The organism is Streptomyces sp. NPDC055025 (assembly GCF_053608565.1).
The window spans coordinates 19,860-40,770 of sequence record NZ_JBSGVS010000029.1 but is presented as its reverse complement, the minus strand read 5'-3'; the positions used below and the strand labels follow the sequence as shown (position 1 = coordinate 40,770).

Genomic DNA, 20,911 nt, shown 5'->3' with positions numbered 1-20,911 from the left:
TGGCGGGGAGCTGAGGGAGGAGGTGGCCGCCGAGGGGTGGGAACTAGCGGCGCTTCCCGTGGGCGGGCTCGGGCGCGGGCGGCGGGGGCGGGGCTGGCGCCGACTGGGCGGGGCAGGCTGTCGCCGACGCGGTGGGAGGTTCGGCGGTGGGCATAGCAGCTCTGGCCAGCTCGATCAGACGCTTGCCTTCGGCCAGCCACAGCGCCATCGCCTCGGGAGCGCCGGTCTCCTCGGTGGCGGGGCGCTCCGTGCCGAGGGCGGCTTCGATGCGGTCGGCGAACGCCGCCGCGTCCGGAGTGAGGACGTGGGGGTCGTGACGGATGGCGTCGATGAACTCCGGTACGTGCGTGCGGAACGCCTCGAGCTTGTCGGCAAGGCCAGAGGGGTACGGCTCGGACATGGTGCCGGGCTTGAAGGTTTCCTGCGCCCAGGTCAGGTCCTCCTGGGCCTCGTGCAGGTGCGCGAGGCGGACCGCCCGTTCATACGTGGGCAGCAGTCTGGTCCGCAGGGCGGACGCGGCCGACTGCGGGGTGGGCGCTGTGACGGCCAATGGCGCCGGCACGGGGAGGTCAAGGTAGGCGGCCTCCGGCACAAAGGCGGCGAGGATATAGCGGCTGTCACTGGGGAGCTCAACCAGGAGGAATTCTCTGTTGTCCGGGCTGCTCAGGACGGCACCGCAGGGCACGTGTCCCCGCGTGATGGCGGCGGTGAGGCTCTCCGGACCCCAGAGCCAGGAGGCGATGTCCTGCCGCCGGTCGGACAGGGCGAAGTTCTCGGTGGTCACCTGCCACCGTCCGGGCATGAGTGCCGTGATGTCCGAGGCGATGTCGCCCAGGTAGGGGCGGTCGCTGATGGTGGGAAGGACCTGGCAGCTGCTCGCGGTGAGGGTGAGGTGGGCCAGGGCCTCACGTGCCGCGGCGGGGTCGGTGAGCGCAAGGGCGTGGATGCCGTCGTGCTGCCGTGTGAAGCCCGCCAGGTCCAGGGCGGTTACGGCCCAGGCGTGACGGGTCCCGCCAGGCAGGGCGATGATGTGTTCTCTCGTGCTGCTGAGGAACAGGGTGATCTGTGCGGGTGAGGTCATGGACGGGCGGAGGCTTTCGGGTCAGTGCCTGGCCACGGTGGACGGTGCGGGCGCGGTCGTCGGTTTGGCGGGTGCCGCAGGAATGCGCGTGGCCTGAGGTGGTGCCGTGGCCGGTACCGGGCGGGCAGGACTCCACAGGCGGGGATGGTCGCTGAACCGTGTACGGGGGTCGGTCTCCCAACGGACCAGGGGGCCGTGGTTGTCTTCGGTGAGGCTGATGACTTCGATGCCGGACGGGTACAGGACGTAGCCCCACTGCATGTCCTGCTCGGCTGCGGTTTCGTCGGTGACGGTCATGCGCTTCGGGGGTGAGCCGTCGGGAGTGATCAGATTCAGTGTTGTGCTGGGCCACTGCTCGCCGCCGGTCAGCGCGGTGAGGAGGGCGTCGGGCGCGCCGTCGAGGAGGTCGGTGCCCAGTTCGTCCCAGGCGACGCTCACGGTGTCGATGAGGTGCCGGCTCATGGCGTCGAGGTCGCGGCTGAAGCGGTACTGGAAGGCGGTCAGCAGCAGCGGGAGATGGTGGCTGGGCACTCCGTCGAGGTGGACGTGGATTCCCTCGTAGCCGGTATCGGTGGGGCGGGCGACGAACGATCGGGTCGACAGGGTCGGTCTCCTTCGACGGCCGATCAGCGGGCCGGGCCACGGGGCGGCGTACCCGCGGCCGGGGGCGGTGGCGCTGAAGTTGCGCGGGCCGGTGTTGTCTGAACTGCCGCTGGTATAGGGCTGTAGGTGCGGGCGAGATGGTCTTCACCGAGGTGGGCGAACTCGTCACCGAATGCGGCGAGGCGGGTTGCACCGGCGCGGTAGCGGCAGGCGATGCCCGGTTCCTCATTGCGGTCACACCACTCGGCGGCGGCTTCCAGGAACTGGTGCAGGGCACCGAGCGCACTGTGCCCGTCGCCCAGGACCGCTTCGGTCACGGCCTGGAACTCCGCGGCACTTCGGGCGTTGGGGAGCTGGTCGGTCCAGGCGGTGATGTTCTGCCCGGCCTCGGCCACGGCCAGGGAGTCGGTGAACTGCCGCGCGTCGTGTGCGGCCCAGCGGTGGAGGTCGTCGCTGGTTGGGGTGTTGGTGTTGTAGGCGTGGATCTGTTCGGTGGTACGGCCGACGTTGTCGTACAGCTCGAAGTCGGGATGGGACAGGGAAGCTCCTGGAAGTAGCCGGGACGTCAGCGGGCCGTCGGGGAGGGCGGACGCGGTGCTGCGGGGAGGCGGGACGTGGCACTGGGGGCGTGGACCGGGGCCGCGCCGCGTGTGAGTGTGTGGTTGCCGGGCGGGTCCAGGAGGCGGCGGGCGTCCTGTTCGAGTTGCTGGGCGGCACGGCTGAGGTGGGAGCGGGCGCTGTCGAGGCGGTCGCCCATGATCTCGTGCGCGGAGCGGACGGCGTCCGCAAGCTCGGCGGTCGGCGCGTACTCGGCGACCTGGTGGAGAAAGCCGAGCTGTTCCACGATGGCGCCGAGGTCGGCGAGGGCTTGGCCGACGGGGTGGGCGGCGCGGGCCACAGCGGCGGTGCCACGGCGGTGGACCCGGGTGTGGGCGCGGGGAAGGCGGGCTGCTTCGCCGCGTCGGTAGGACAGTTCGTACGCCAGTCTGGTGAGCAGATCGCCGATGGAGGCGATCCGGTCTTCGATGTTTTCGGTGACGTTGTCGTCGGTGTGCGCCTGCGGGTCGGGAAGTCGCCGGGCATATCTGGAGATCTGTCCAGCGAGGCGGAGCAGGTGGTCGGGGTTGTCGACGTCGAGGGCCAAGAGCGTGATTCCGTAGAGGTCGGTGGGGTCAGGAACTGCTGAAATGGGGTCTGCCCGCTGAAACACACCGAGCCGGCCAGGCAGGGGAAGAGCTTTCGGTGGAACAGCGGCCTGGGGAACCTGCGGCGGTGACCGTTCCTGGGGTCAGCGCTACGCCGTGATGCACGGCCTCGTGCGGCGGGTGTGAGGAGGGGCCATGTCACCGTCGGGGATGCCGGGCGGGGCGGGTCTCGCGGTGCGCTGCCGAACGAGTGCCGGTGGCGATGGGTGTGGCGTGGCGGAGGTTGACGCCGACGCCGTATGCGGCGAGTTGCCGGGCGGCTTCCTGGATGCGCAGGGCCTGTCCGGCGTCACCGTACGCCGTGGGGAGGAGGAAGGCTTCGTCCCGGGGGCGGTGCTGGAAGCCGTGGAGGTACAAGGTGGTTTTCGCTTCCTGGTTCAGTCCGGCGGCGGGGGTGGCGAGCGTGCCGTTGGTGTGCCAGGTGAAAGTGACTACCTGGTTCACTGCGGGTGGTGTGGGCCGGGGCGGGGGTGGTTCGGGCTGTCGGCGGGCGTTGTCTCGCACTGCGTTCAGTGCCTGGTGGTAGCGGGGCAGCAGACGGCGGGAGATCTGGGTGGCGGCTCGTACGGGATCTTTGTGGACGGCGATTGCGTTGGGCTCGTCCACACCGTCGAAGTGGTGGTCCTTGAAGCCGTCGGGGGCGAGGGCTGCGGCGAGGAACTGCCCGGGGTGCATCGGCCGGTCGATGACGTAGAGGCTCTGGCTGTCGGGTCCGGCGAGGACGGCGTCATGGCGAAGTACGAACTGTGCGAGGGCCCGGTCGGCGTTGCCGTTGTCCCACACGTGTTCGGTGAGGGGGAACTGGTCCCGGTATGCGGTGTGCCGGTGGTAGGTGTTGGTCCAGGTGCCGGGCAGGCGTTCGGCTACAGCGGTGGCGAACGCGGCCAGGCCGGTGCGGGGCTGGCTGGGGCATGGGGTTCCGCCAGCCGGTCAGCGTGGGTGCCGGGGGCGGGCGGCGGGCGGGGCGGGTTGCGGGGGCAGTGCGGTTGCGGTGGTGGCGTAGGAGGCGGCGATCCGTGCCTGCGGGCTCTGGCGCGGCGGCGCCCCGAGAGCGCGCATCCGCTCGACGGCCGTGTGCAGGTCTTCGGACAGGCCGCGCAGGGATGCCGCCGCGTCCTCGAAGTCGTCGTGCAGATCGAAGCCGTCCTCGTGGTCGGATTCCCTGGCTTTCTCGGCCGCGGCTTCGGCGAAGTCCGCGAGGCGTTCCAGCAGTCCGTCCGTCGGGTGCAGGACCTGGTCGGTCAGTTCGGCGGCCCGCTCGTACGACGTGGCGGCGTTGAGCTGGTCGGTGAGGTGGAGGACCGCGTGGCCGTGGACGTAGCAGCCGTCCAGATCTGTCGGCGTGACGGTGTTCTCGTTGGTGGTCAGGATGGCTCCGGGGCGGGGTTCATGACGGGCGAGCCGACCGGGCGGTGCGGCCGTGTGTGTGGGGACGTGGGCCTCGGTGTGCCCTGCGGCGAGGGAGGGGTGGCGGTCGAGTTCGTCGACCCAGCGAAGGAGACGGGGCAGGTTCTTATCCGGGCCGAATGCGAGGTAGGTGCCGTCGGCGGTGCCGCAGCCGAACCATTCGGCGATGCCCATCCTGCGCAGGGAGTTGACCCGGCCCATATGGACGCCCTTGCCCCGCGTCTTCGCTTCGCGGGCGAGTCGCTCGGCGACGGGTCCGATCTTCCATTCGGTGGATCCGGCGATGAACAGGACGTCGAACGCATGCCACGGAATCCCGAGCAGGTCGCATCCGTTCTGCGCGGCGAACGCGGCCGGAATACCCAGGGCACGGATACGGGGCAGCCACGGAAGGGACTCGGTGAGTGTGCCTGCCGCGTCGAAGGGGACATCGGGAGCGACCGCCCACAGGCACCGGTCGGTGCCGTACCGCTCGACCGTGCGCTCCAGCCAGGCGTACCACGCGTCGTGACCGGGCCAGCCCTTGCCGAACTTGCCGTTGTCGCAGGCGTATTCGGCGGCCGGTGGAATCACCGCGCCTTGCGCGGGGGTGGTCATGCAGCCGATCAGCCCGGCGCTCATCGCGGCTCGTATGTCAGGCCCGGAAGGAGTGCCGAGGTACAGCACAGTGCAGCTTCCGGCCTGTGGGAGCGGTCAGTGTGGCGGCTGCGCGGACTGGCATCGAGGTCTTCACGTGTCTCTCTGCTGCGTAGCGTCAAACACTGCCGTACTCCCGCGCGTCGGCACGCTGGAACGCCAGACCACCAGCCCCAGCTGCCATGCAGCTTCGGAGACTTGGCGGACGGAATGCCTCTTCATCGGGCACCCGGCGGTGGGTTCATGGGAATCAGGGGCGCGGTCCGCGCGAACTCAGAGATATCGGCGGCCAAGGGAGCTTGGGTGTTGACGAGGACGGGCTCGCGTGGGATGCAGAAACGTCCGACTTCCTTGCGTGGTCCGCGTCCGCGGTTGCGGTGGGCGAGAGGTGCGGGCTGGTGATGAGATGAGGGCACAGCAGCGGGTCTGCGCTCCGAGTTCGTCCCGGATGCCCGCGAGGCACTCGCCCGGTATCGAGCCCGGGGTGCCCCGATCCACCCCTTCGGTTAGAGCGTGTCTCTTTGATGGGTTGATCAGTTGATTGGATGTGCCTGTCCGGTTAGTGATCACTGATGCGATGTGGGCCCGGATCGAGCCGCTGATGCTGGCCGATCCGGAGCGCGGACGACGATGGGCCAACTACCGCCGGACCCTGGAAGCCATCGCGTGGAAGTACCGCACCTGCTCACCCTGGCGCGACCTGCCAGAGGAGCTCGGACCCTTTCAGACCGCCCACAAACGCCTGATCAGGTGGGGCCGTGGACGGCACATGGGAACGGATCCTCGCGGCGGTCCTCGCAGCGGCGGATGCCGAGGACGACTTGGGCTGGACAGTCTCGGTCGACTCCACCGTCTGCCGTGCTCACCAGCATTCGGCCGGAGCCAGGAAAAGGGGGCACCCGGCCGGTCCGAGCCCGAGGACCACGCACTCGGACGCTCCTGCGGCGGCTTGAGCACGAAGGTCCACCTGGCCAGTGACCGTCGGGCACGGCCTCTGTCCATCCACGTCACCGCGGGTCAGGCCGGTGACGCACCGGCCTTCGAGGCGGTCATGGCCGGAATCCGGGTCCCGCGGAGTGGACTCGGTAGGCCAAGAACCTGCCCTGCGGTCGTCCTTGCGGATCGCGCCTACTCTTCCCGCGCGATTCGTGGGCACCTCCGGCGGCGTGGTGTCCGTGCGGTCATCCCGCAGCCTGCCGATCAGATCGGTAGCCGTTTGCTGCGAGGCCGCGCCGGAGGCCGCCCGCCCGGCTTCGACGCCGAGGCGTACAAGGAGCGCAATGCCGTCGAGTGGTGCATCGCCCGGCTCAAGCAGTGGCGCGGCCTCGCGATGCGGGCGGACAAGCTCGCCATGGCCTACCAGGCTGCACTCCACCTCGCTGCCATCCTCATCTGGGTCCGGCGCTGAGCAAGGTGTCCGAAGGGTTCGTCAGACCGGCCCATGGACGACGAGTCGGTTCTGCTCTCCGTCAAAGATGCCGGCCAGGAGGTTGGCCTCCCGCCGGTGCCCACCGAAGAGACCCCGCTGGTCGACGTGCACGATCAGAATCTCGTGGCTGTCGATCACCTCAGAGATGCCCCGGGTCTCGATCGTGTCCGACCACGCGTCCAGGTTCCGCCCGAACCACCCCGGCAGCCCGCACGGCTCGGCAACCGCGTCCCAGAAGTCGTTGAGTGTCTCGATCGGCCGACCGCGCAGGTCAACGATCAGCTCGCTATTCGTCATCGCAGCAGACTAACTAGCCCTCACCGCGAGGCACTCACCGGTCAAAGAGACAGGCTCTAGGCCCGTCATCACTCCGCCACCCTTCGGTTCACGGGGATCAGGCTGTCGGTATTCGGGAACTCGGCGCCTTTTCAGTGCATGCGGGCGTCGGTGTCGAACAGCCGGGCCTCTTGTGGGTGGAGGAGATGCTGCACGATGAAGGATCGTCCGGCGACTTTCCAGAGTCCGCGGCCTCGGTTGAGGTGGGAGATGGCGTCGCTCTCCACAGTGGTCAGGCCGAGCAGTGTGGCGGCGGCGTGGAGCTGGTCGGTTTCCTGCCGGTAGATGATGCGGGTGGAGCAGTCGGCGAGGAGTCCTTCGGCGAGGGCGCGTCCGCGTGATCCGGCGTCGCCGGCGGTGAGCAGGTCGGAGAGCCGGTGGATGACCATCAGGTTGGCGATGCCCAGGCCGCGGCTCAGCTTCCATTGGGACTGCATGCGCTGGAGGAGGCCGGGGTGGCGCATGAGGCGCCAGGCTTCGTCGTAGACGATCCAGCGCCGCCCGCCGTTCGGGTCGGTCAGCGCTGATTCCATCCAGGCGGACGCGCAGGTCATGGCGAGGACGAGGGCGGTGTCGTCGCCGGATCCGCCGAGCTGGGACAGGTCGATGGTGAGCATCGGGCTGTCCGGGTCGAAGCGCACGGTGCTGGGTGCGTCGAACATGCCGGCGAGGTCGCCGTGGACGAGGCGGCGCATGGCGTGGGCGAGGTCGCGGGCGGCGTCGCCCAGGCGTCCTGACATGATGCCGCCGGCCGCGTCGAGCTGGTCGGGGTGGTTGAGGGTGGTGGCGATGTCACCGAGCAGCGGAACCCGACTGTCCCGGGCTGCGTGGGTGACGACGGTGTCGAGGGCGACGTCGAGGGCGGTGTGCTCCATCGGCAGCAGATCCCGTCCGAGGACGGTACGGGCCAGCGAGCCGAGGAGCAGCAGGCGCCGTTTGCGGATCTCGCCAGCCCAGTCGGATTCCGGAACCGAATCGGGCCGCGGCGCCGCGTCGAGCGGATTCAGCTTGCCGGGCAGGCCGGGGCCGAGGGTGATGGAGGTGCCGCCGAGCGCGGAGGCGACCGGTGTCCATTCGCCCTTGGGGTCGCAGGGGACGTAGACGCGGTAGCCGAAGGCCACGGACCGGAGTGCGAAGCTTTTGGCCAGGGCGCTCTTGCCCTGCCCGATGACTCCGGCGAGCAGGACGTTGGGGTTGGTGAAACCTTCGATCTTTCCGTACAGGGCGAACGGGTCGAAGCAGAACGATGCTTCGGCGTGGACGTCGCGGCCGATGTATATGCCTTCGGCGCCGAGGCCGCCTTCGGCGAGGAAGGGATAGGCCCCGGCCGCGATGGCGGTGGTCATACGGTGAGCCGGCAGCCGCAGCCTGCTGCCCCGTGCCGAAGCCGGCCCAGGCCGTCCCCCTGCAGGGAAGACAGGACGCGGGGCTTCCTGCTCGGCGGGTTCGGCTTCCGCCCGCTGGGCGGTGGTTTCGGCGCGTGCCCTGGCAGCGGCCTCGGTGAGCTGCCGGCGGGCGGACTTGCGGCTGGCGCGGTCGGTGCCGTGCGGGGTGAACAGCGGGGATGCGGAGGCGCGTTGTGCACGCTGGGCAGGCCGGTGGCTCATCGCGGGATCTCTCCTCGGCGGGTTGTGTTCATCGGACGCAGGTGGTGGTGTGGCCGTGGAGCGGCGCGCTGAGGTCGGCCGGTGTGGTCTTGCGGCGGATCGCGTGGCCGGAGGCGAGATGGCGCTGGCAGATGGTCAGCACCGGCGGCCCCTCCGGCAGCCGTTCGGGGTGGCACTCCGCGTCGTCGCCCTGGTGTTCGGCGGCGGGCAGGAGGTGGAACGCGTCGTGGACGGCGGTGGCGGCCTGCCACAGCCGCGTGTGCGCGGTGGCCAGATAGCGGCCCGCCGCCGGATGGGGCGGCCTGGCGGCCTCGCTGAGCTGGTCGAGGAGCTGGTGCAGTGTGGTGAGGTGCGTGTGCAGCACGTCGAGGTGGAGCCGGTCCGCGGGGGCGGGCGGTGTGCCGGTGTTTTTGGTGGCGTGTGTGCGTGTGTGGTGGCGGATGCCGGCGCTGGCGGCCCTCAGATAGGGGTGCGCGTCATCGGCACGGGGCGCGGTGGTCAAAGGGGAGAGAGTCCTTCCCGCCGGAAGGGCAGGGTGTCGGCGGATGGTCACAGGGCCCTGCGGGCGAGCGGCAGGGCGCCGAGGGTGAACGCTTCGGGCTGCTGGAAGGTGAGCCTTCTCAGGTCGACCCCGGCGGTGACGGCGGCGGTCTCGATCTGCGCACACGCGGCGTCCAGCAGCGCGTCGGTCTGCGCGGAGACGGTGAGCAGTCCGGTCAGGGCGACGTCGGCGTGGCCGGCGATGAGCTGGCGCTCGCGCTGTTTGACGTCGGCGTACTCGACGGAATCGGCCTCGGAATCGACCTGCCCCCGCCGGGCACGTTCGTTGGCGTCGGCGATGATCGCGGCCTTCTTGCGCTGCACGTCCCGCATCGCCGACTCCAGCCCCTGCGGCGCGTAGATGAGGGACAGGCTGCGCCGGACCCCGGCGGTGAACATGAGGCCGTGCAGGAAGCCTGGGCCCGTTTCGGTGCGGGGCCAGTTCTCGGCCCAGTAGGTGGTGTGGCGGGCGGAGTCGGTGGCGAGGCGGTCGTACTCCTCGACCTGGACCACGGGCCCGGCGGCAGCGGGGTCGGCCTCGGCCCGGCCGGACGATGACCACTGCTGCAGACCGGCGAGCGCGGCGGGGTCGTACGCGGTGCGGATCACGGCGGCGATCTCCCGTGCGGTGAGCCAGCCGGTCACCGTCAGCCCGGCACCGCGGGCTGCCTGCGCGAGGGAGGTGGTGCTCTGCTCCATGACCGTGAACGCCCCCGGCAGCCCGCCGCCAGCCTGGGAGATGAGGCGCTTGGCGGCCTTCAGATCGAGGGAGAGAGCGAGATACGCCTCGTGGGGTGCGGCGGCGGGTCCGGCGGAAGCGACGAGATCGGTGTAGACCTGACCGGCGACGGGGGTATCGGGGCGGCCCTGCTGGGTCCAGTGGCGGGCGAGGGTGTCGCCGGAGTCGGGGACGGTGCGTTCCAGGACCTGGATGGTGGCGATGTGCCCGGTCCGGGCCATGCCCGCCAGTGCCCGGCCCCACCCGGTGACGTGGTGGGTCTGGGTCGCCGGGTCGAGGAGCGCGAAGGCCCGGGAGGAGACACGGGCGACGGCGGTCAGGGTCTGCGCGCGGGGGTCGTGTACGGCGGCGGCCCGCGATCCGGCCGGGGTGACCACGCGCAGGGACGCGGCGGTGCCGGGCAGGTGGAGCAGCCCGTCCTGCCGGGGCCGGGAGACGGGCCGGGCGAGCCACAGGGTCTGTCCGGTGCGGCGCCGCAGACCGTAGCGGGCGACGACCGGCGCCCAGTCGATCAGCGACCGGCCGTGGCGGCGGATCGCGACCAGGGTGGCGACCACGGCCCACAGGGGTGTGAGCGCGATGGCTCCCAGCAGGCCGGTGCTGACTACGGTGACCAGCAGCAATGCGAGGGCGCAGGAGACGAGGACGAGTTGGGGCAGGGACAGGCCGAGCAGGATGCCACGCCGTGACCGGTGCGGGAATTTGACCGTGAGCGGGTGGATGGCGAGTTCAGACAAGGGGCCGTTTCCGGGGGATACGCGGGGCGGGACGGGGCGCCGGGGCGGGAGGCACCACAGGCGGTGTGGTGCCTCCCGTCACGGATTCCGGGCAGAGTCAGAGGCCGCTCGTGCCTGCGGAGTTCGGGGCTGGCGGGGCGCCCTGGGGCGGTGGCGTCGAGACATCTGAGTCCGGCTGGCTCATCCATCCGCCACCCTGGCCTGCCCCGCTGCCGGGGCCGGAGCCGCCGTGGCCGGGGCCGCCGCCGAGACCGCCCGTATCGGAGGCTGGGCCGGTCGGTGGCGGCTGGACCGCCTTCTCCAGACCGGCCTTGAGGGCGTCGCCCGCAGGCGACAAGCCCGAGCCTCCGCCTCCCCGGCTGTCACCGCCGCTGGTGGGGTTGGTGGCGATATCGCCGGGGAAGCTGCCGCCGGGTACCGCGTCGGGGCCTTGCGGGGCGGCGCCTGCTCCGGCCGCCGCGCCTCCGGTGCCGGCCGTGGCCGCCATCGCGGCGGCTTTGCGTCCGGCCTTCTCCGCGTGCTGCTTGGCGATCTGCGCGCCCGCGCCGCCGGCGCGGTGGAGCGACTCGCCGTCGCTCCCTTCTGCGGCCCAGTGCACGAACTTGAAGGTGGCGTAGGGGCACAGCAGCACCATGATCATGATGACGATGCCGGACATGACGTCGGCGAGCGCGGCCAGGCCGTCCTTGGAGTCGGTCTCGCCCATCGCGGCGATGCCGAGCACGAAGATGATCGTCATCAGGAGCTTGGAGACGACGAGGGTGGCGGTGGCTTCGATCCAGCCCTTGCGCCATCTGCGGGCGGCTTCCCAGCCGCCTCCCGCACCGGCGAAGACCGCGAGGGTGACGAGGACGAGGATGCCGACCTTGCGGACCATCATCACGCACCAGTACAGGACGGCGCCGATGGCGGCGCCCAGGGCGGCGAGGGTGGGGGTCATCCAGCCGAGGCCGGACAGGGCGCCGATCTGGGAGACTTTGACGATGCGGCGTACGGCCTCTTCGATCGACAAGTGGGAGGCTTGGAACAGGCCGTCCGACAGTGCGTCGACCACCTCGATGGCGATGGTGGTCAGGGCGATGGCGGCGAAGGCGAAGATCACGCCGGAGGCCGTGCCGGTAAAGGCTTGTGTGAGGGCCTGGCCGTCGCGTCGGATCGCTGCCCGTACGAGCTGGGCGCAGAATGTCGCGACCAGGATGATCAGGCCGATTGGCAGGAGCGTTTCGTAGTTGTCGCGGAACCATCCCGCGTTCAGGTCGACGCGGGTGGTGGCGTTGACGGATTTCGCCGCCAGGTCAGCTGCGGTGGCGGCGAGTTCGCCGGAGCTTTTCGCGATCCAGTCGCCGATCGCCTGGCCGGGGTCGGACACGAAGTCGACTGCGTCACCAACGGTGCACAGCTTGTCCGCGAGGGGAAAGTCGCAGAAACCCAAAGGGAGCTGCCCCCTCCTTTCTGTCTCTGTCGTCGGTTACGGCACGACGCGGGGGGCTATGCCGGCGAGGGTGCAGTCGTGGCCGGGCCGGCACTGCACGGCGAGCGTCACGGCACGCTCCTCGGCACCGCCACCGCCAGCTTTCCAGGCGATGTGCTGGGTGCCGTTGACCGTGACGGCGTAGATGTACGCCTCGGTGATCGCGGAGGGGTCCTCGGCCAGCGCCTGCTTGAACGCGGAGGGGTAGTGGCCCTCGGTGACCGTGGCGGAGGCGTGCTGGTCCTGGTCGGCCATCCGCGACCACAGCACCGGGTCCGGGACCTGGGAGGAGACGGAGGCCCAGTCGGTGTACTCGGCTTCCCGCGTCATCCACGCCCGCATCCCGGCCAGTTGCTGGTCACGGGCGGTATCGCGCGTGTCGTAGGACCACAACATCACTGCCGCGGCCCTGGCGTAGGCGAGGGGGTCGGAGATCTGCGGCGGCACGGGCACCGAGCCAGACCCGGACCTTGGCTCCGGGGCATGGGCGCCCGACGAAGGGCCGCTCGTCGCGGTCGCGGTAGCGGCCGGGGCGCTGGTGCGATCTTGCTGTTCGCCGCGCCCGGTGAGCCACGCGACCGTACCGGCGACGGCGATCAGGACGGTGATGATGACCGCGACGATCAGGATCCGGCGGTTGGCCGACCAGCCCACCCCGTAGTCCGCCAGGGAGGGAAAGCGATTGGGCATCAGTGGACCTGCGATCCCAGGGCCGAGAAGAACTGGACGATCCCGTTGGCGGCGCCGAGGCCGAGGGCCGCGCCCGCAGCGACGGTGGCGCCCTTCTTTCCATTGGCCTCGGCCTGGTGGCCTCCGGTGTGATGGCCCCAGGCCCATACCGCGAGCGAGACAGCGAGCGCCCCGACGACCGCGATGATCCCGAACAGATTGATCGAGCTGACCACGTTCTTCAGCACAGCGAGGCCGGGCAGACCGCCCTCCTTGGGCGAGATGCCCGGATCGTAGGCGAGGTAGACCACACGGTCCACGAGTGACATGGGTATGGCGAAGCTCCTTGCATGCGCGAGCCGAAGACGGCCCGGCGGGAAACGGGAAGAAAAAGGGGGAGGAGCGCTCGGGCGCGCGATGCCCGCTGAGTACCTTCCGGCGCGGCGGCCGGGCGGAGCGGTGCTAGAGCACGCGCCGTGCGGCGAGGATGGTCCAGTCCTTCACCGGGGTGATCCGGACAGGTTTGGACGTGCGCGGCGCCTCAATGACGAGCCCGGAGCCCATGTACATGCCGACGTGCTCGGGCCGTGTGGCGCTGCCGCGGCTGAAGACGAGGTCGCCGGGCTGGAGGGCTTTCGACGAGACGGCTCTGCCGTCGTGGATCTGGGTGTAGGTGGTGCGGGCGATCGTGATGCCGGCGTGGGCGTAAGCCTGCTGCATGAGCGAGCTGCAGTCGCAGCGGCCCATCGGATCGGGACCATGGGCGTTGGTGCAGGTGCCGCCCCACTGGTAGAGCGTGCCGAGCTGGTGCATCGCCCAGTCGATGGCCGTGCGTGCCTTCGGCGGCGCGTCCTTGGGAATCGTGTATCCCTTCGGCACAGTTCCCTCGGGGATGCGTCCGTACCCGGAGCCGTCCGAGGACGGTCCGCAACCGGATGTGCCACTCCCGGAGTCGGTGCCGCTGTCATGGCCGGCGTTCGGGAAGGTCGCGGCGATGGCTTTCTGCAGGGCCGTCGCCAGGTTTTCCCACTGCGCGTACGCATCCGGAAACCCGGACTTCTGCACGGCCTGGGCGGCCTGAGTGACGGTCAGCTGCTCCCAGCCAGGCACCTTGAGCAGGTGCTCGTAGAACTGTTCCGAGGCGTAGACCGGGTCGCGGACCTGCTGTGCGGTGCCCCATCCCTGGGAGGGCCGCTGCTGGAACAGGCCCAGCGAGTCCCGGTCGCCGGAGCCGAGGTTGCGCAGCCGTGACTCCTGGATCGCGGTGGCAAGGGCGACGATCTGCCCCCGCTCGGGCACGTCGAGGCTGATGCCGGTGGCGACGACGGTCTGGGCGTTGGGGATCTGCTCGGCGGGCAGGTCCAGGCCCTCGATGTGGACGTTCGTGCTGTTCGCACCGTCGAGGATCTTGGTGACCTGCTGGGCGACGGCGTCGGTGTCGAGGCCGTCGAGGCATCCGCTGCTCTGGGCGGCTTGGCTGGAGGCGGTCACCATCATGGCTGCGCCGCCGAGGAGGAAGGGGGAGAGGACGACGACGCCGATGCCGGCGGCTATCCACTTCACCCTGGGCCGCCTCCACGCGGTCGGCGTCCGGTCGGCGCCTGAGTTTCAGGCAGGGCTATGCAGAGAGGTGTCACAACGGGGTGTCCTTCGACGCGAAGTGCCGACTGCCGCGCGTGCGCACTTGTGGGAAGGGCGGCGGCCGGTGGAGGGTGGTTCGGGGGCTGGGGCGGATGCGAGGTGCCGCTCGCACCGCGTCAGAGCAGCCGGAGCAGATATGCCGGGCCAGGCGGAACCGCACGAGGGGCGTGTGCGGGGGATGAGCCAGCAGCGGTGTTCGCCGGGCCAGTTCCAAAACAGTAAGGGCAGATCCCCGGTTGACCAAAAAATCCGCGGTCATGGCTTTGAATTACTGGGAATCCTGGCCGCGATACCAGTCAGCCGGGGATCCGCCCCTACACTTTTAGCTCCTCCCTCTCGCACCCCTCGCCTCACGGCTGCACCTTCGCCGTGCCCACCTTCGGCCGGTCGGCCCGGGGATCGCGCGATCGGGAGCGACTCTCCCCCTTCCACCCGACCCTTGGGGGTCCCCTTTTGCCTTTTTCCCTTCACCAGGGCGACGCCCTGGCCGTTCTTTCCGGACTGCCCGATGACTGCGTCGACTGCGTCATCACCGACCCGCCGTACAACAGCGGCGGTCGGACCGCGAAGGAACGCACGACCCGTTCCGCCCGCCAGAAGTACACCTCTGCCGACGCCGCCCATGAGCTGCCGGACTTCACCGGCGAGAACATGGACCAGCGCTCCTACGGGTTCTGGCTCACCCAGCTCATGACCGAGGCCCACCGTCTGACGACGTCCGGTGGTGCCGCGCTGGTGTTCACGGACTGGCGTCAGCTGCCCGTCACGACCGACGCGGTCCAGGCCGCCGGGTGGCTGTGGCGCGGCGTGCTGGCCTGGCACAAGCCGCAGGCCAGACCGCAGAAGGGCCGCTTCACCCAGAACTGCGAGTTCATCGTCTGGGCCTCCAACGGCTCGATCGACGCCAGCCGCAATCCCGTATACCTGCCCGGCCTCTACAGTGCTTCGCAGCCTTCGGGCAAGAACCGGCAGCACATCACGCAGAAGCCCGTCGGCGTGATGCGTGAGCTGGTCAAGATCTGCCCCGAGCAGGGAACCGTGCTCGACTTCTGCGCCGGCTCCGGCTCGACCGGGGTAGCGGCGCTGCTGGAGGGCCGGGACTTCATCGGCGTCGAGAAGACCACGCACTACGCACAGGTCGCCGCCGACCGCCTCACCGAAACCCTGCAACAGACCTACACACAGGACGACTTCACCCTGTCCGCCTGACCGATCGGCGCGGGCGGGCAGGTTCCGGGGCTTTATAGCAGCGGACTCCCGGTTGGCCAAACCGGGGAATCTCCGGATCGTTGAAGCCTCATTCCCCCGACCGGCCGCGGCTGCAAGGAGACCTCTTTTTGATGCCCGAATCCGTAGATCCCCGCGATGAGGGGGAAATGGAACCGGTACGCCTGCCGGATTCCGAGCTCGAAAGCATTGAGGCGAGCGTGCGCCGGCTCATGGATCAGTCCGCGGAACAGGCCCGGCAGCTCGACAGCCTCGCCACCGCCCCGCCGCCGTCCTTCCCTGCCTTCGGCATACCGGGGCTGGGCGGCATGCCGTCCCAGCCCTCCCCGCCGGAGCCGCGCCCCATCCTGGAACTGGAGGGCGAGGAGTACGAGAATGAACTCGACGGCCTGACCGACTGGGTGGACGGTCATCTCATGGACGTCTACGGCGCGGAGATCACCACCGCGACCCCGTGGTGTGAACAGTGGCAGGAACACGCCGACGTCGTCTCGTGGCTGCACGCTCTGTGGATGGCCTACCAGCAGCACAAGGAACCCGAAGCCGGACTCAGCGGCATGCTCGTGTGGCACCGTGACTTCCTCACCCACGCCATGGCCGCCGTCCGGGCCCCGGGCGGGTCACTGTCGGCGTGCATGACCGACCCCGACCGGCCCGCCCACCGCCTGCTGCCCCGTCCGAAACCCTCGGCTCGCTTGTCGAACACCGACTCCAAGGAGTCCGATGCACCGGGCGAGGCTGCGGCATGACCGGCCGGCCGGCCTTCGGCCTCAGTTTCGACCCGCGTGCGCTCGGCGACCTCCTGGCTGCCCCGCAGGACATCCGCGACCTGGCCCTCTCCCAGCTCCAGGACATTGTCAACGCCCAACTCTCCGGCAGCAAACTCACTGGCGACCTGTCCGGCTATCGCAAGCTCCACGTCGACTCCCGCAAACAATGGCGGATCGTCTACGCCCACCGGCCAACACCCCCGAACTCCCGCCACACCAACGAGATTCATGTGGTGGCAGTGCGGCCCCGGGCACGCAACGACGTGTATGACACCGTCGCGCAACGCCTGGGCATGACCCGCCGGCCGCTGAGCGCGCGCACCCACGCCGCCCGCTCCCGCTCACCGCAACTGACCGCCCAGCGCCCCCTTCCCAAGCCCGGTCCACCGCCGTACGCGACGCCCGGCCTTCCCCGCCCCGCTCAGTCCCCGACCCCGAAGGGCCCCGCCCGTTGACGGCCTTCCCCTCTCTCCTCGACGCCCTCACCACCACCCTGCTGGACGATGAGCCCCAGCCCGAAAACCCCCAGCACCGCGCACTCCTCGACGCCCATGCCGAAGTCCAGGCCCTCGACCAGCAGCTCGTCGCGTGGGCGGAACGCCACCCGAGCGACGATGTCAGCGCCGCCGACCAACTGGAGGCCCTGGTCGATCTTCTGGTCGAGCGCCTCGCCGCCGGCATGGAGCTCAGCCAGCTGCTGTCCGCAGCGTGCTGCTCCGCGGGCGAAGACGGGGGCTTTCTGTCCTGTGCGGGGGAGTGCCGACAGCGGGAGTCCGTCGTCCATGCGGTGCTGGAGGTCTTCTCGGTCGTCGGTGACCCGGCGGCCATGGCCTCGGCCGACCTCGTGGTTTGCCTGCGTGACCTTCCCGGCGTCGCCGGCGGTCACTGGCTCTACGCCGAGCTGACTCAGAGGACCCTCGCCCATCTCCTCGCTCCGTACGGGGTCTCCACCCGGAACATCACGCTGCCCGACGGGCGCCGCGTCAAGTCCTACCGGCGCGAGGACCTGCTGGCCGCGCTGCCGCACTGACAGCTCCCCGGCCCTCGCGGCCACCCGGCCTGCGGCCAAGCCGACTGGCCGGTCACCGGGCAACCTGCTCGGCTGCCGGGTTCCCCTTGAGCAGGGGAGCCGCTGGATTGCCTCGTCACCGGCGACGGCGCGGTGCTGACCCCGCAGGTCCGGTTACCGCGAGGTGGGTGTCGGCGACCCCGGCTTGCCGGCCGCCGGCACCCGCCATCGCGGCAGCATCGGCACCGCCGTGGCCGGTCTGGCAGACACATGACGGCTCCCATCCAGCTTTTCAATCTCCTCTTGCCCCTGCCAGATTTCAGGAGTTTCGCTTCTTCATGTCCTCCAGTCCTGCCTTGCCGAAGAAACCACTGACGGCTCTCGATCTCCGCATCGAAGCGGCCGTGGGCCAGAGCATCGACCAGCTGTGGGAGCACCGCGACCACGGTCACCTTGATGAACAGCACCGTCGTGTGGTCGACGCCCACCGCAGCCTCGCCCGGGCCGAGACCAACGTCATTTTCTACCGGAGCCAGCTCCAACTCCTGGCCTCCGGCGAGTTCCCGGCCGATGTGATGCTCGTCAAGAGCATCGATCACGCGGTTGACCGGTTGGAGCAGGCCATAGCCGTCCGCGACGAACGCGAGCGGACGGTCGTTGCCGCCCTGGAACCTGTCGAAGCCGCGATCCGGACCCAGGCCCCCCACGGGGCGGCCGAGTTGTCCGCGCCGGACTTCGCCGCGCTGCTGGCCATCGCCCAGGGAGCCGAACTCCGCCAGTACCTCCTCACCGGGCAGTTCTCGGTCGTCACCGCCTCCGGCACCCACACGGCCGTCAGCCTCCTCCACCGCCTGGAACAGGCGGGCCTGGTGGTACGCGACGCCTCTCACACGGTTCACGCCGGGCAGCCGGTCACTCTCACCGACGCCGGACGCGCCAGCCTGGACGCCCGGGAACGCCCGGCCGGGCCCGCCATCTCACCACCCGCTTCGCAGCCCGGAACCCGGCCCGCCGCCCGCGCCCGCTGACCTTTCCCTCCGGGGCGGCCCCTTCCCCGTCTCTTCGAAAGGCCTCATGCCCTCAGACGAACTGGATCTCCGCCTCGACGGATACAACGCAGTCAACGACGCTGTCAAAGAGCGCTTCTGGCAGACCATCGGAATTCAGCAGGACATGCTCACACCGCTGGCCGAGCACCACACCGAGGACGCCCGGCACAGCTGCTACGTACTTCACGACAGGTCCGCCACCTGGGGGATCCCGGGCGAGCCACAGCTTGTGGCTCTCCACCTCTCCCGCGCCCCCGACACACTCACGTTTCGCTTCGAACGCGCGGAACTGCCGCTGCCGACCATGGCCCAGTCGTGGCTGATCGCCCGCGGCTGCCCTCCGGACGGCATCCGCCTGCAGCCCGGTATGTGGAACACGCCGGCGGACGAGGCCACCCGGACTCTCGAAGAGCGGCTGCTGAGCGACGGCGATCACTTCGCCCTCCTCACCAGCTACACCGACGACATCTCCGACACGCCACAGACCACGGTGCTGCTGCGCGCCATTGACGAACGGTTGCCGCAACCGTTCCGGGTGCTGTTGGAGGAAGCCGACCTCGACGCGGGAACCCATACCCTGCGCGAGGGCACCTTCGCCTCGTACGGGGCCGCAACCGCATGGTGGAAGCAGTGGTGGTCGGGCGAGGACATCACGCTGCCGTCGGCGCCGCCGCCGAGGCGTCACACGGCTGCTCGCGCCGTGCCGGCGCGCTCTGTTCCTGTCCAGCCGCCTCCCGGCCGACGCCGCTGAGACGCCGCCGCACGCCTCTTCCGCACGGCGGTAAAAGGGGTTCCGCTGCCCGTTCGATACAGCCTGCGGGCGGCGTGTGCCGGGCGGAACATAGCAGCAGTTTCCCGGTTAGCGAAACCGGGGATCGTGCGGATCCTTGAATCGTCCCGCACCGCATCCGCCCGGGGCTTCCTCCTCTTTTTCCTCATTGGCCTGGAGGCCAATCTCGCTATGCGTTCACCCCGTATCGCAGTCTCCGCCGCCGCCATCGGCGCGCTGGCCTTTCCCGTGTTCTCGGCCTCCACGGCCGCTGCCGTACCCGCCCTCGCACCCGCCCAGGCTTCGTCCGCGGCGACCCGGCCGTGTGACCGGCTGGGACCGTGGGTGATCGGCACGAAGGCGGTGACGATCCGCTCCAGGGCCACTGAGAAGTCCACCCCCCTCGGAGTCAATTACCAGGGCCACAAGTTCACCGTCCACAAGTCGAGCGGTAACTGGTACTCCATCACGGACAGGACAACCGGCGTGAAGGGCTGGGTGTCCGGCACCTACGTCTACCGCACGGTCTACATGTGCCTCGACTGACCCACCGTCTTCGCAATCCCCCGGCACGTTTCACCAATTGCCCCGTGAATGAAGGGAATTTTCTGTGTCCGACAGCGCGGACGATGTCATAACGGTTATCACCGAGCAGATCGAGAAGCGTTTCGGCATGAGCTTGACGGAGTTGCGGCGAGCCGTCGAGGCTGCCCCGCACGCCAGCAGCGTGGCCACGGAGGTCGTGCACTGGCACGGTCTGCTCAGCGACGCCCAGACGGCGCTGGAGCAGGCCGAGGACAACCTGGTCGCCGCACTCCACACGCGACCGGACGAACTGGACGAACCGGCTATGGAGCTCGCCCGCCAGGTGAATACCGCCGTTACCGTACGGGACGGACGGGCCATGGCCCTCACTCACCTCCTCGCCCCGGACAGCCCGGGCAAGCAGAACCCCGGCGCCTCGCGCGATTTCTCTCAGGTGGCAGGTCAGAGGTCGGCGCTCCAGACGAGCCCGCCCGCGCGCCCCGCCACGACGACACCCTCCCTCACACGTCGCGGGGCGGGCCGGTGAGCGTGAGCACCAGACCGAGCAGCCAGGACAGCCGGCTCGAAGAAGCCTTCGGGGCACCCGTCGCCGACCTCTACCAGACCGCGACCGGCCCCGGCGCGTCAGCGGCGCTGCTCCGGGCGCTGGAGCTGCGCTCCTTCCTGGCCGTCGCTGAGGAACAGGTCTCCCGGGTCCGCGACCGCGTCCACGAAGCCACCGCTCCCGACCGCGACATGGACGACCTTTCCGCGGACGACCTGCGGATGGACGCGCAGTGGCTGCAAGCGGCACTCAGCACCCGCGACGACCACCGCGCCGCCCTGGGCGAACTGCTGCGCACCATGCCCCCGCCGGCCCCGGCCGGGCAGTCCCGTGTGCGGTTCACCCAGCCGAAGATCACCACCACCCTGCCCCCGGCCGCCCCCGCACCCACGCCTGCCGGGGCGGCGCGGGCCCGTGTGAAAGCTGACTGATTGCCCCAGATCACCGCGCAGACCATCGCCGAGCGTATCGAGGCCCTGTACGGCCAGCCGCTCGCCGAACTCAAGGCCCATGTCACCGCCAGTGCTGAGGGCAGCATGCTGGCCGCCCTGCTCGGCAGCCACGCCGATCTGCAGTGGGCCGAGCACCACATCGACTTCCATCTCCAGCGACTGCGGCAACTGACCGACCCGAAAAGGATGATCGGCCCGTTCGAGGCCAGCCACCTTCTCGACTGCGCCCGCCGTGTCGCTGAATCCGTCGCCGTCCGCGACGCCCACACAAAATCCATGACCGCGGTCCTGCAGAGCCTGCACCGCGTCCCCGCCCCGGACGCCCTGGCCGCCGCGGTGCCGACGCCTGCCCCGTCCGCCGTCCCGGCTCCCGGCGCCACGGCGTTCACCACCACCCACACGCGCTGACCCCTTGCCCACTGTTCCCTGTTCAGGAGTTTCCTC

The 20,911-nt window shown here is 69.9% G+C and carries 25 protein-coding genes; 12 read left to right on the top strand and 13 right to left on the bottom strand.

What is annotated here, in order from left to right; translation table 11 throughout:
* Nucleotides 1-43: 43 nt before the first annotated feature.
* Together ACWGDX_RS19290 and ACWGDX_RS19285 are read right to left on the bottom strand one after the other, a co-directional pair.
* The gene (locus ACWGDX_RS19290; RefSeq protein WP_453627052.1) at nucleotides 44-1,081 is read right to left on the bottom strand and encodes a hypothetical protein; all 1,038 of its coding nucleotides are present in this window, start codon (nucleotides 1,079-1,081) and stop codon (nucleotides 44-46) included.
* 21 nt (nucleotides 1,082-1,102) lie between these two features.
* Nucleotides 1,103-1,612: a hypothetical protein gene (locus ACWGDX_RS19285; protein ID WP_453627051.1), complete on the bottom strand. Its 510-nt coding sequence runs from the start codon at nucleotides 1,610-1,612 to the stop codon at nucleotides 1,103-1,105.
* Nucleotides 1,613-1,821: 209 nt separating this feature from the next.
* Between ACWGDX_RS19285 and ACWGDX_RS19280 the strand changes: the two genes are divergently transcribed.
* On the top strand, nucleotides 1,822-2,241 hold the full coding sequence (locus ACWGDX_RS19280) for a hypothetical protein (protein WP_453627049.1): 420 nt from the start codon (nucleotides 1,822-1,824) through the stop codon (nucleotides 2,239-2,241).
* 8 nt (nucleotides 2,242-2,249) lie between these two features.
* Here ACWGDX_RS19280 and ACWGDX_RS19275 read toward each other — a convergent pair whose 3' ends face one another.
* The 3 genes from ACWGDX_RS19275 to ACWGDX_RS19265 form a co-directional block, all read right to left on the bottom strand.
* On the bottom strand, nucleotides 2,250-2,828 hold the full coding sequence (locus ACWGDX_RS19275) for a hypothetical protein (RefSeq protein WP_453627047.1): 579 nt from the start codon (nucleotides 2,826-2,828) through the stop codon (nucleotides 2,250-2,252).
* Nucleotides 2,829-3,027: 199 nt separating this feature from the next.
* Entirely contained in the window at nucleotides 3,028-3,672 is a 645-nt protein-coding gene (locus tag ACWGDX_RS19270; RefSeq protein ID WP_453627045.1) for a hypothetical protein, read from the bottom strand.
* 147 nt (nucleotides 3,673-3,819) lie between these two features.
* Nucleotides 3,820-4,917: a hypothetical protein gene (locus ACWGDX_RS19265; RefSeq protein ID WP_453627044.1), complete on the bottom strand. Its 1,098-nt coding sequence runs from the start codon at nucleotides 4,915-4,917 to the stop codon at nucleotides 3,820-3,822.
* Nucleotides 4,918-5,509: 592 nt separating this feature from the next.
* Here ACWGDX_RS19265 and ACWGDX_RS19260 point away from each other — a divergent pair.
* Nucleotides 5,510-6,340 (top strand): IS5 family transposase, encoded by an 831-nt coding sequence (locus ACWGDX_RS19260; protein ID WP_453627154.1) that lies wholly within the window; start codon nucleotides 5,510-5,512, stop codon nucleotides 6,338-6,340.
* A gap of 21 nt (nucleotides 6,341-6,361) precedes the next feature.
* Here the strand turns inward: ACWGDX_RS19260 and ACWGDX_RS19255 are convergent, their stop codons facing one another.
* From ACWGDX_RS19255 to ACWGDX_RS19220, 8 genes are all read right to left on the bottom strand, one after another.
* A complete protein-coding gene (locus ACWGDX_RS19255; protein WP_453627042.1) occupies nucleotides 6,362-6,658 on the bottom strand; it encodes a barstar family protein in 297 nt (98 codons plus the stop codon).
* A 131-nt stretch (nucleotides 6,659-6,789) separates the two neighbouring features.
* The gene (locus ACWGDX_RS19250; RefSeq protein WP_453627040.1) at nucleotides 6,790-8,304 is read right to left on the bottom strand and encodes a VirB4 family type IV secretion system protein; all 1,515 of its coding nucleotides are present in this window, start codon (nucleotides 8,302-8,304) and stop codon (nucleotides 6,790-6,792) included.
* Between the two features lie 28 nt (nucleotides 8,305-8,332).
* Nucleotides 8,333-8,806, bottom strand: a complete 474-nt coding sequence (locus tag ACWGDX_RS19245; protein WP_453627038.1) for a DUF6238 family protein — start codon at nucleotides 8,804-8,806, stop codon at nucleotides 8,333-8,335.
* Between the two features lie 47 nt (nucleotides 8,807-8,853).
* Nucleotides 8,854-10,320, bottom strand: coding sequence for an SCO6880 family protein (locus ACWGDX_RS19240; RefSeq protein ID WP_453627036.1), 1,467 nt, complete (start codon nucleotides 10,318-10,320; stop codon nucleotides 8,854-8,856).
* A 97-nt stretch (nucleotides 10,321-10,417) separates the two neighbouring features.
* A complete protein-coding gene (locus ACWGDX_RS19235) occupies nucleotides 10,418-11,752 on the bottom strand; it encodes an SCO6881 family protein (RefSeq protein ID WP_453627034.1) in 1,335 nt (444 codons plus the stop codon).
* 36 nt (nucleotides 11,753-11,788) lie between these two features.
* Nucleotides 11,789-12,481, bottom strand: coding sequence for a hypothetical protein (locus tag ACWGDX_RS19230; RefSeq protein ID WP_453627033.1), 693 nt, complete (start codon nucleotides 12,479-12,481; stop codon nucleotides 11,789-11,791).
* Nucleotides 12,481-12,789, bottom strand: coding sequence for a DUF6112 family protein (locus tag ACWGDX_RS19225; RefSeq protein WP_453627031.1), 309 nt, complete (start codon nucleotides 12,787-12,789; stop codon nucleotides 12,481-12,483). The genes ACWGDX_RS19230 and ACWGDX_RS19225 overlap by 1 nt, the downstream gene beginning before the upstream one ends.
* A 133-nt stretch (nucleotides 12,790-12,922) precedes the next feature.
* Entirely contained in the window at nucleotides 12,923-14,023 is a 1,101-nt protein-coding gene (locus ACWGDX_RS19220; RefSeq protein WP_453627029.1) for a C40 family peptidase, read from the bottom strand.
* A gap of 531 nt (nucleotides 14,024-14,554) precedes the next feature.
* Between ACWGDX_RS19220 and ACWGDX_RS19215 the strand changes: the two genes are divergently transcribed.
* From ACWGDX_RS19215 to ACWGDX_RS19170, 10 genes are all read left to right on the top strand, one after another.
* Nucleotides 14,555-15,310 (top strand): DNA-methyltransferase, encoded by a 756-nt coding sequence (locus tag ACWGDX_RS19215; protein WP_453627027.1) that lies wholly within the window; start codon nucleotides 14,555-14,557, stop codon nucleotides 15,308-15,310.
* Nucleotides 15,311-15,477: 167 nt separating this feature from the next.
* A complete protein-coding gene (locus ACWGDX_RS19210) occupies nucleotides 15,478-16,077 on the top strand; it encodes a DUF4913 domain-containing protein (RefSeq protein WP_453627025.1) in 600 nt (199 codons plus the stop codon).
* A complete protein-coding gene (locus ACWGDX_RS19205) occupies nucleotides 16,074-16,553 on the top strand; it encodes a hypothetical protein (protein ID WP_453627023.1) in 480 nt (159 codons plus the stop codon). Before ACWGDX_RS19210 ends, ACWGDX_RS19205 begins: the two co-directional genes overlap by 4 nt.
* Nucleotides 16,550-17,128 carry a DUF3631 domain-containing protein gene (locus ACWGDX_RS19200; RefSeq protein ID WP_453627021.1) on the top strand — a complete coding sequence of 193 codons (579 nt, stop codon included), beginning with the start codon at nucleotides 16,550-16,552 and terminating at the stop codon, nucleotides 17,126-17,128. Before ACWGDX_RS19205 ends, ACWGDX_RS19200 begins: the two co-directional genes overlap by 4 nt.
* Nucleotides 17,129-17,463: 335 nt before the next feature.
* Nucleotides 17,464-18,135 (top strand): hypothetical protein, encoded by a 672-nt coding sequence (locus tag ACWGDX_RS19195; protein ID WP_453627020.1) that lies wholly within the window; start codon nucleotides 17,464-17,466, stop codon nucleotides 18,133-18,135.
* 46 nt (nucleotides 18,136-18,181) lie between these two features.
* The gene (locus ACWGDX_RS19190) at nucleotides 18,182-18,907 is read left to right on the top strand and encodes a hypothetical protein (protein WP_453627018.1); all 726 of its coding nucleotides are present in this window, start codon (nucleotides 18,182-18,184) and stop codon (nucleotides 18,905-18,907) included.
* A 210-nt stretch (nucleotides 18,908-19,117) separates the two neighbouring features.
* A complete protein-coding gene (locus ACWGDX_RS19185; protein ID WP_453627016.1) occupies nucleotides 19,118-19,471 on the top strand; it encodes an SH3 domain-containing protein in 354 nt (117 codons plus the stop codon).
* A 64-nt stretch (nucleotides 19,472-19,535) separates the two neighbouring features.
* Nucleotides 19,536-19,997, top strand: coding sequence for a hypothetical protein (locus ACWGDX_RS19180; RefSeq protein WP_453627014.1), 462 nt, complete (start codon nucleotides 19,536-19,538; stop codon nucleotides 19,995-19,997).
* Entirely contained in the window at nucleotides 19,994-20,446 is a 453-nt protein-coding gene (locus tag ACWGDX_RS19175) for a hypothetical protein (protein ID WP_453627012.1), read from the top strand. Before ACWGDX_RS19180 ends, ACWGDX_RS19175 begins: the two co-directional genes overlap by 4 nt.
* Nucleotides 20,447-20,875: a hypothetical protein gene (locus ACWGDX_RS19170; protein WP_453627010.1), complete on the top strand. Its 429-nt coding sequence runs from the start codon at nucleotides 20,447-20,449 to the stop codon at nucleotides 20,873-20,875. It abuts the gene before it with no gap.
* Nucleotides 20,876-20,911: the final 36 nt, after the last annotated feature.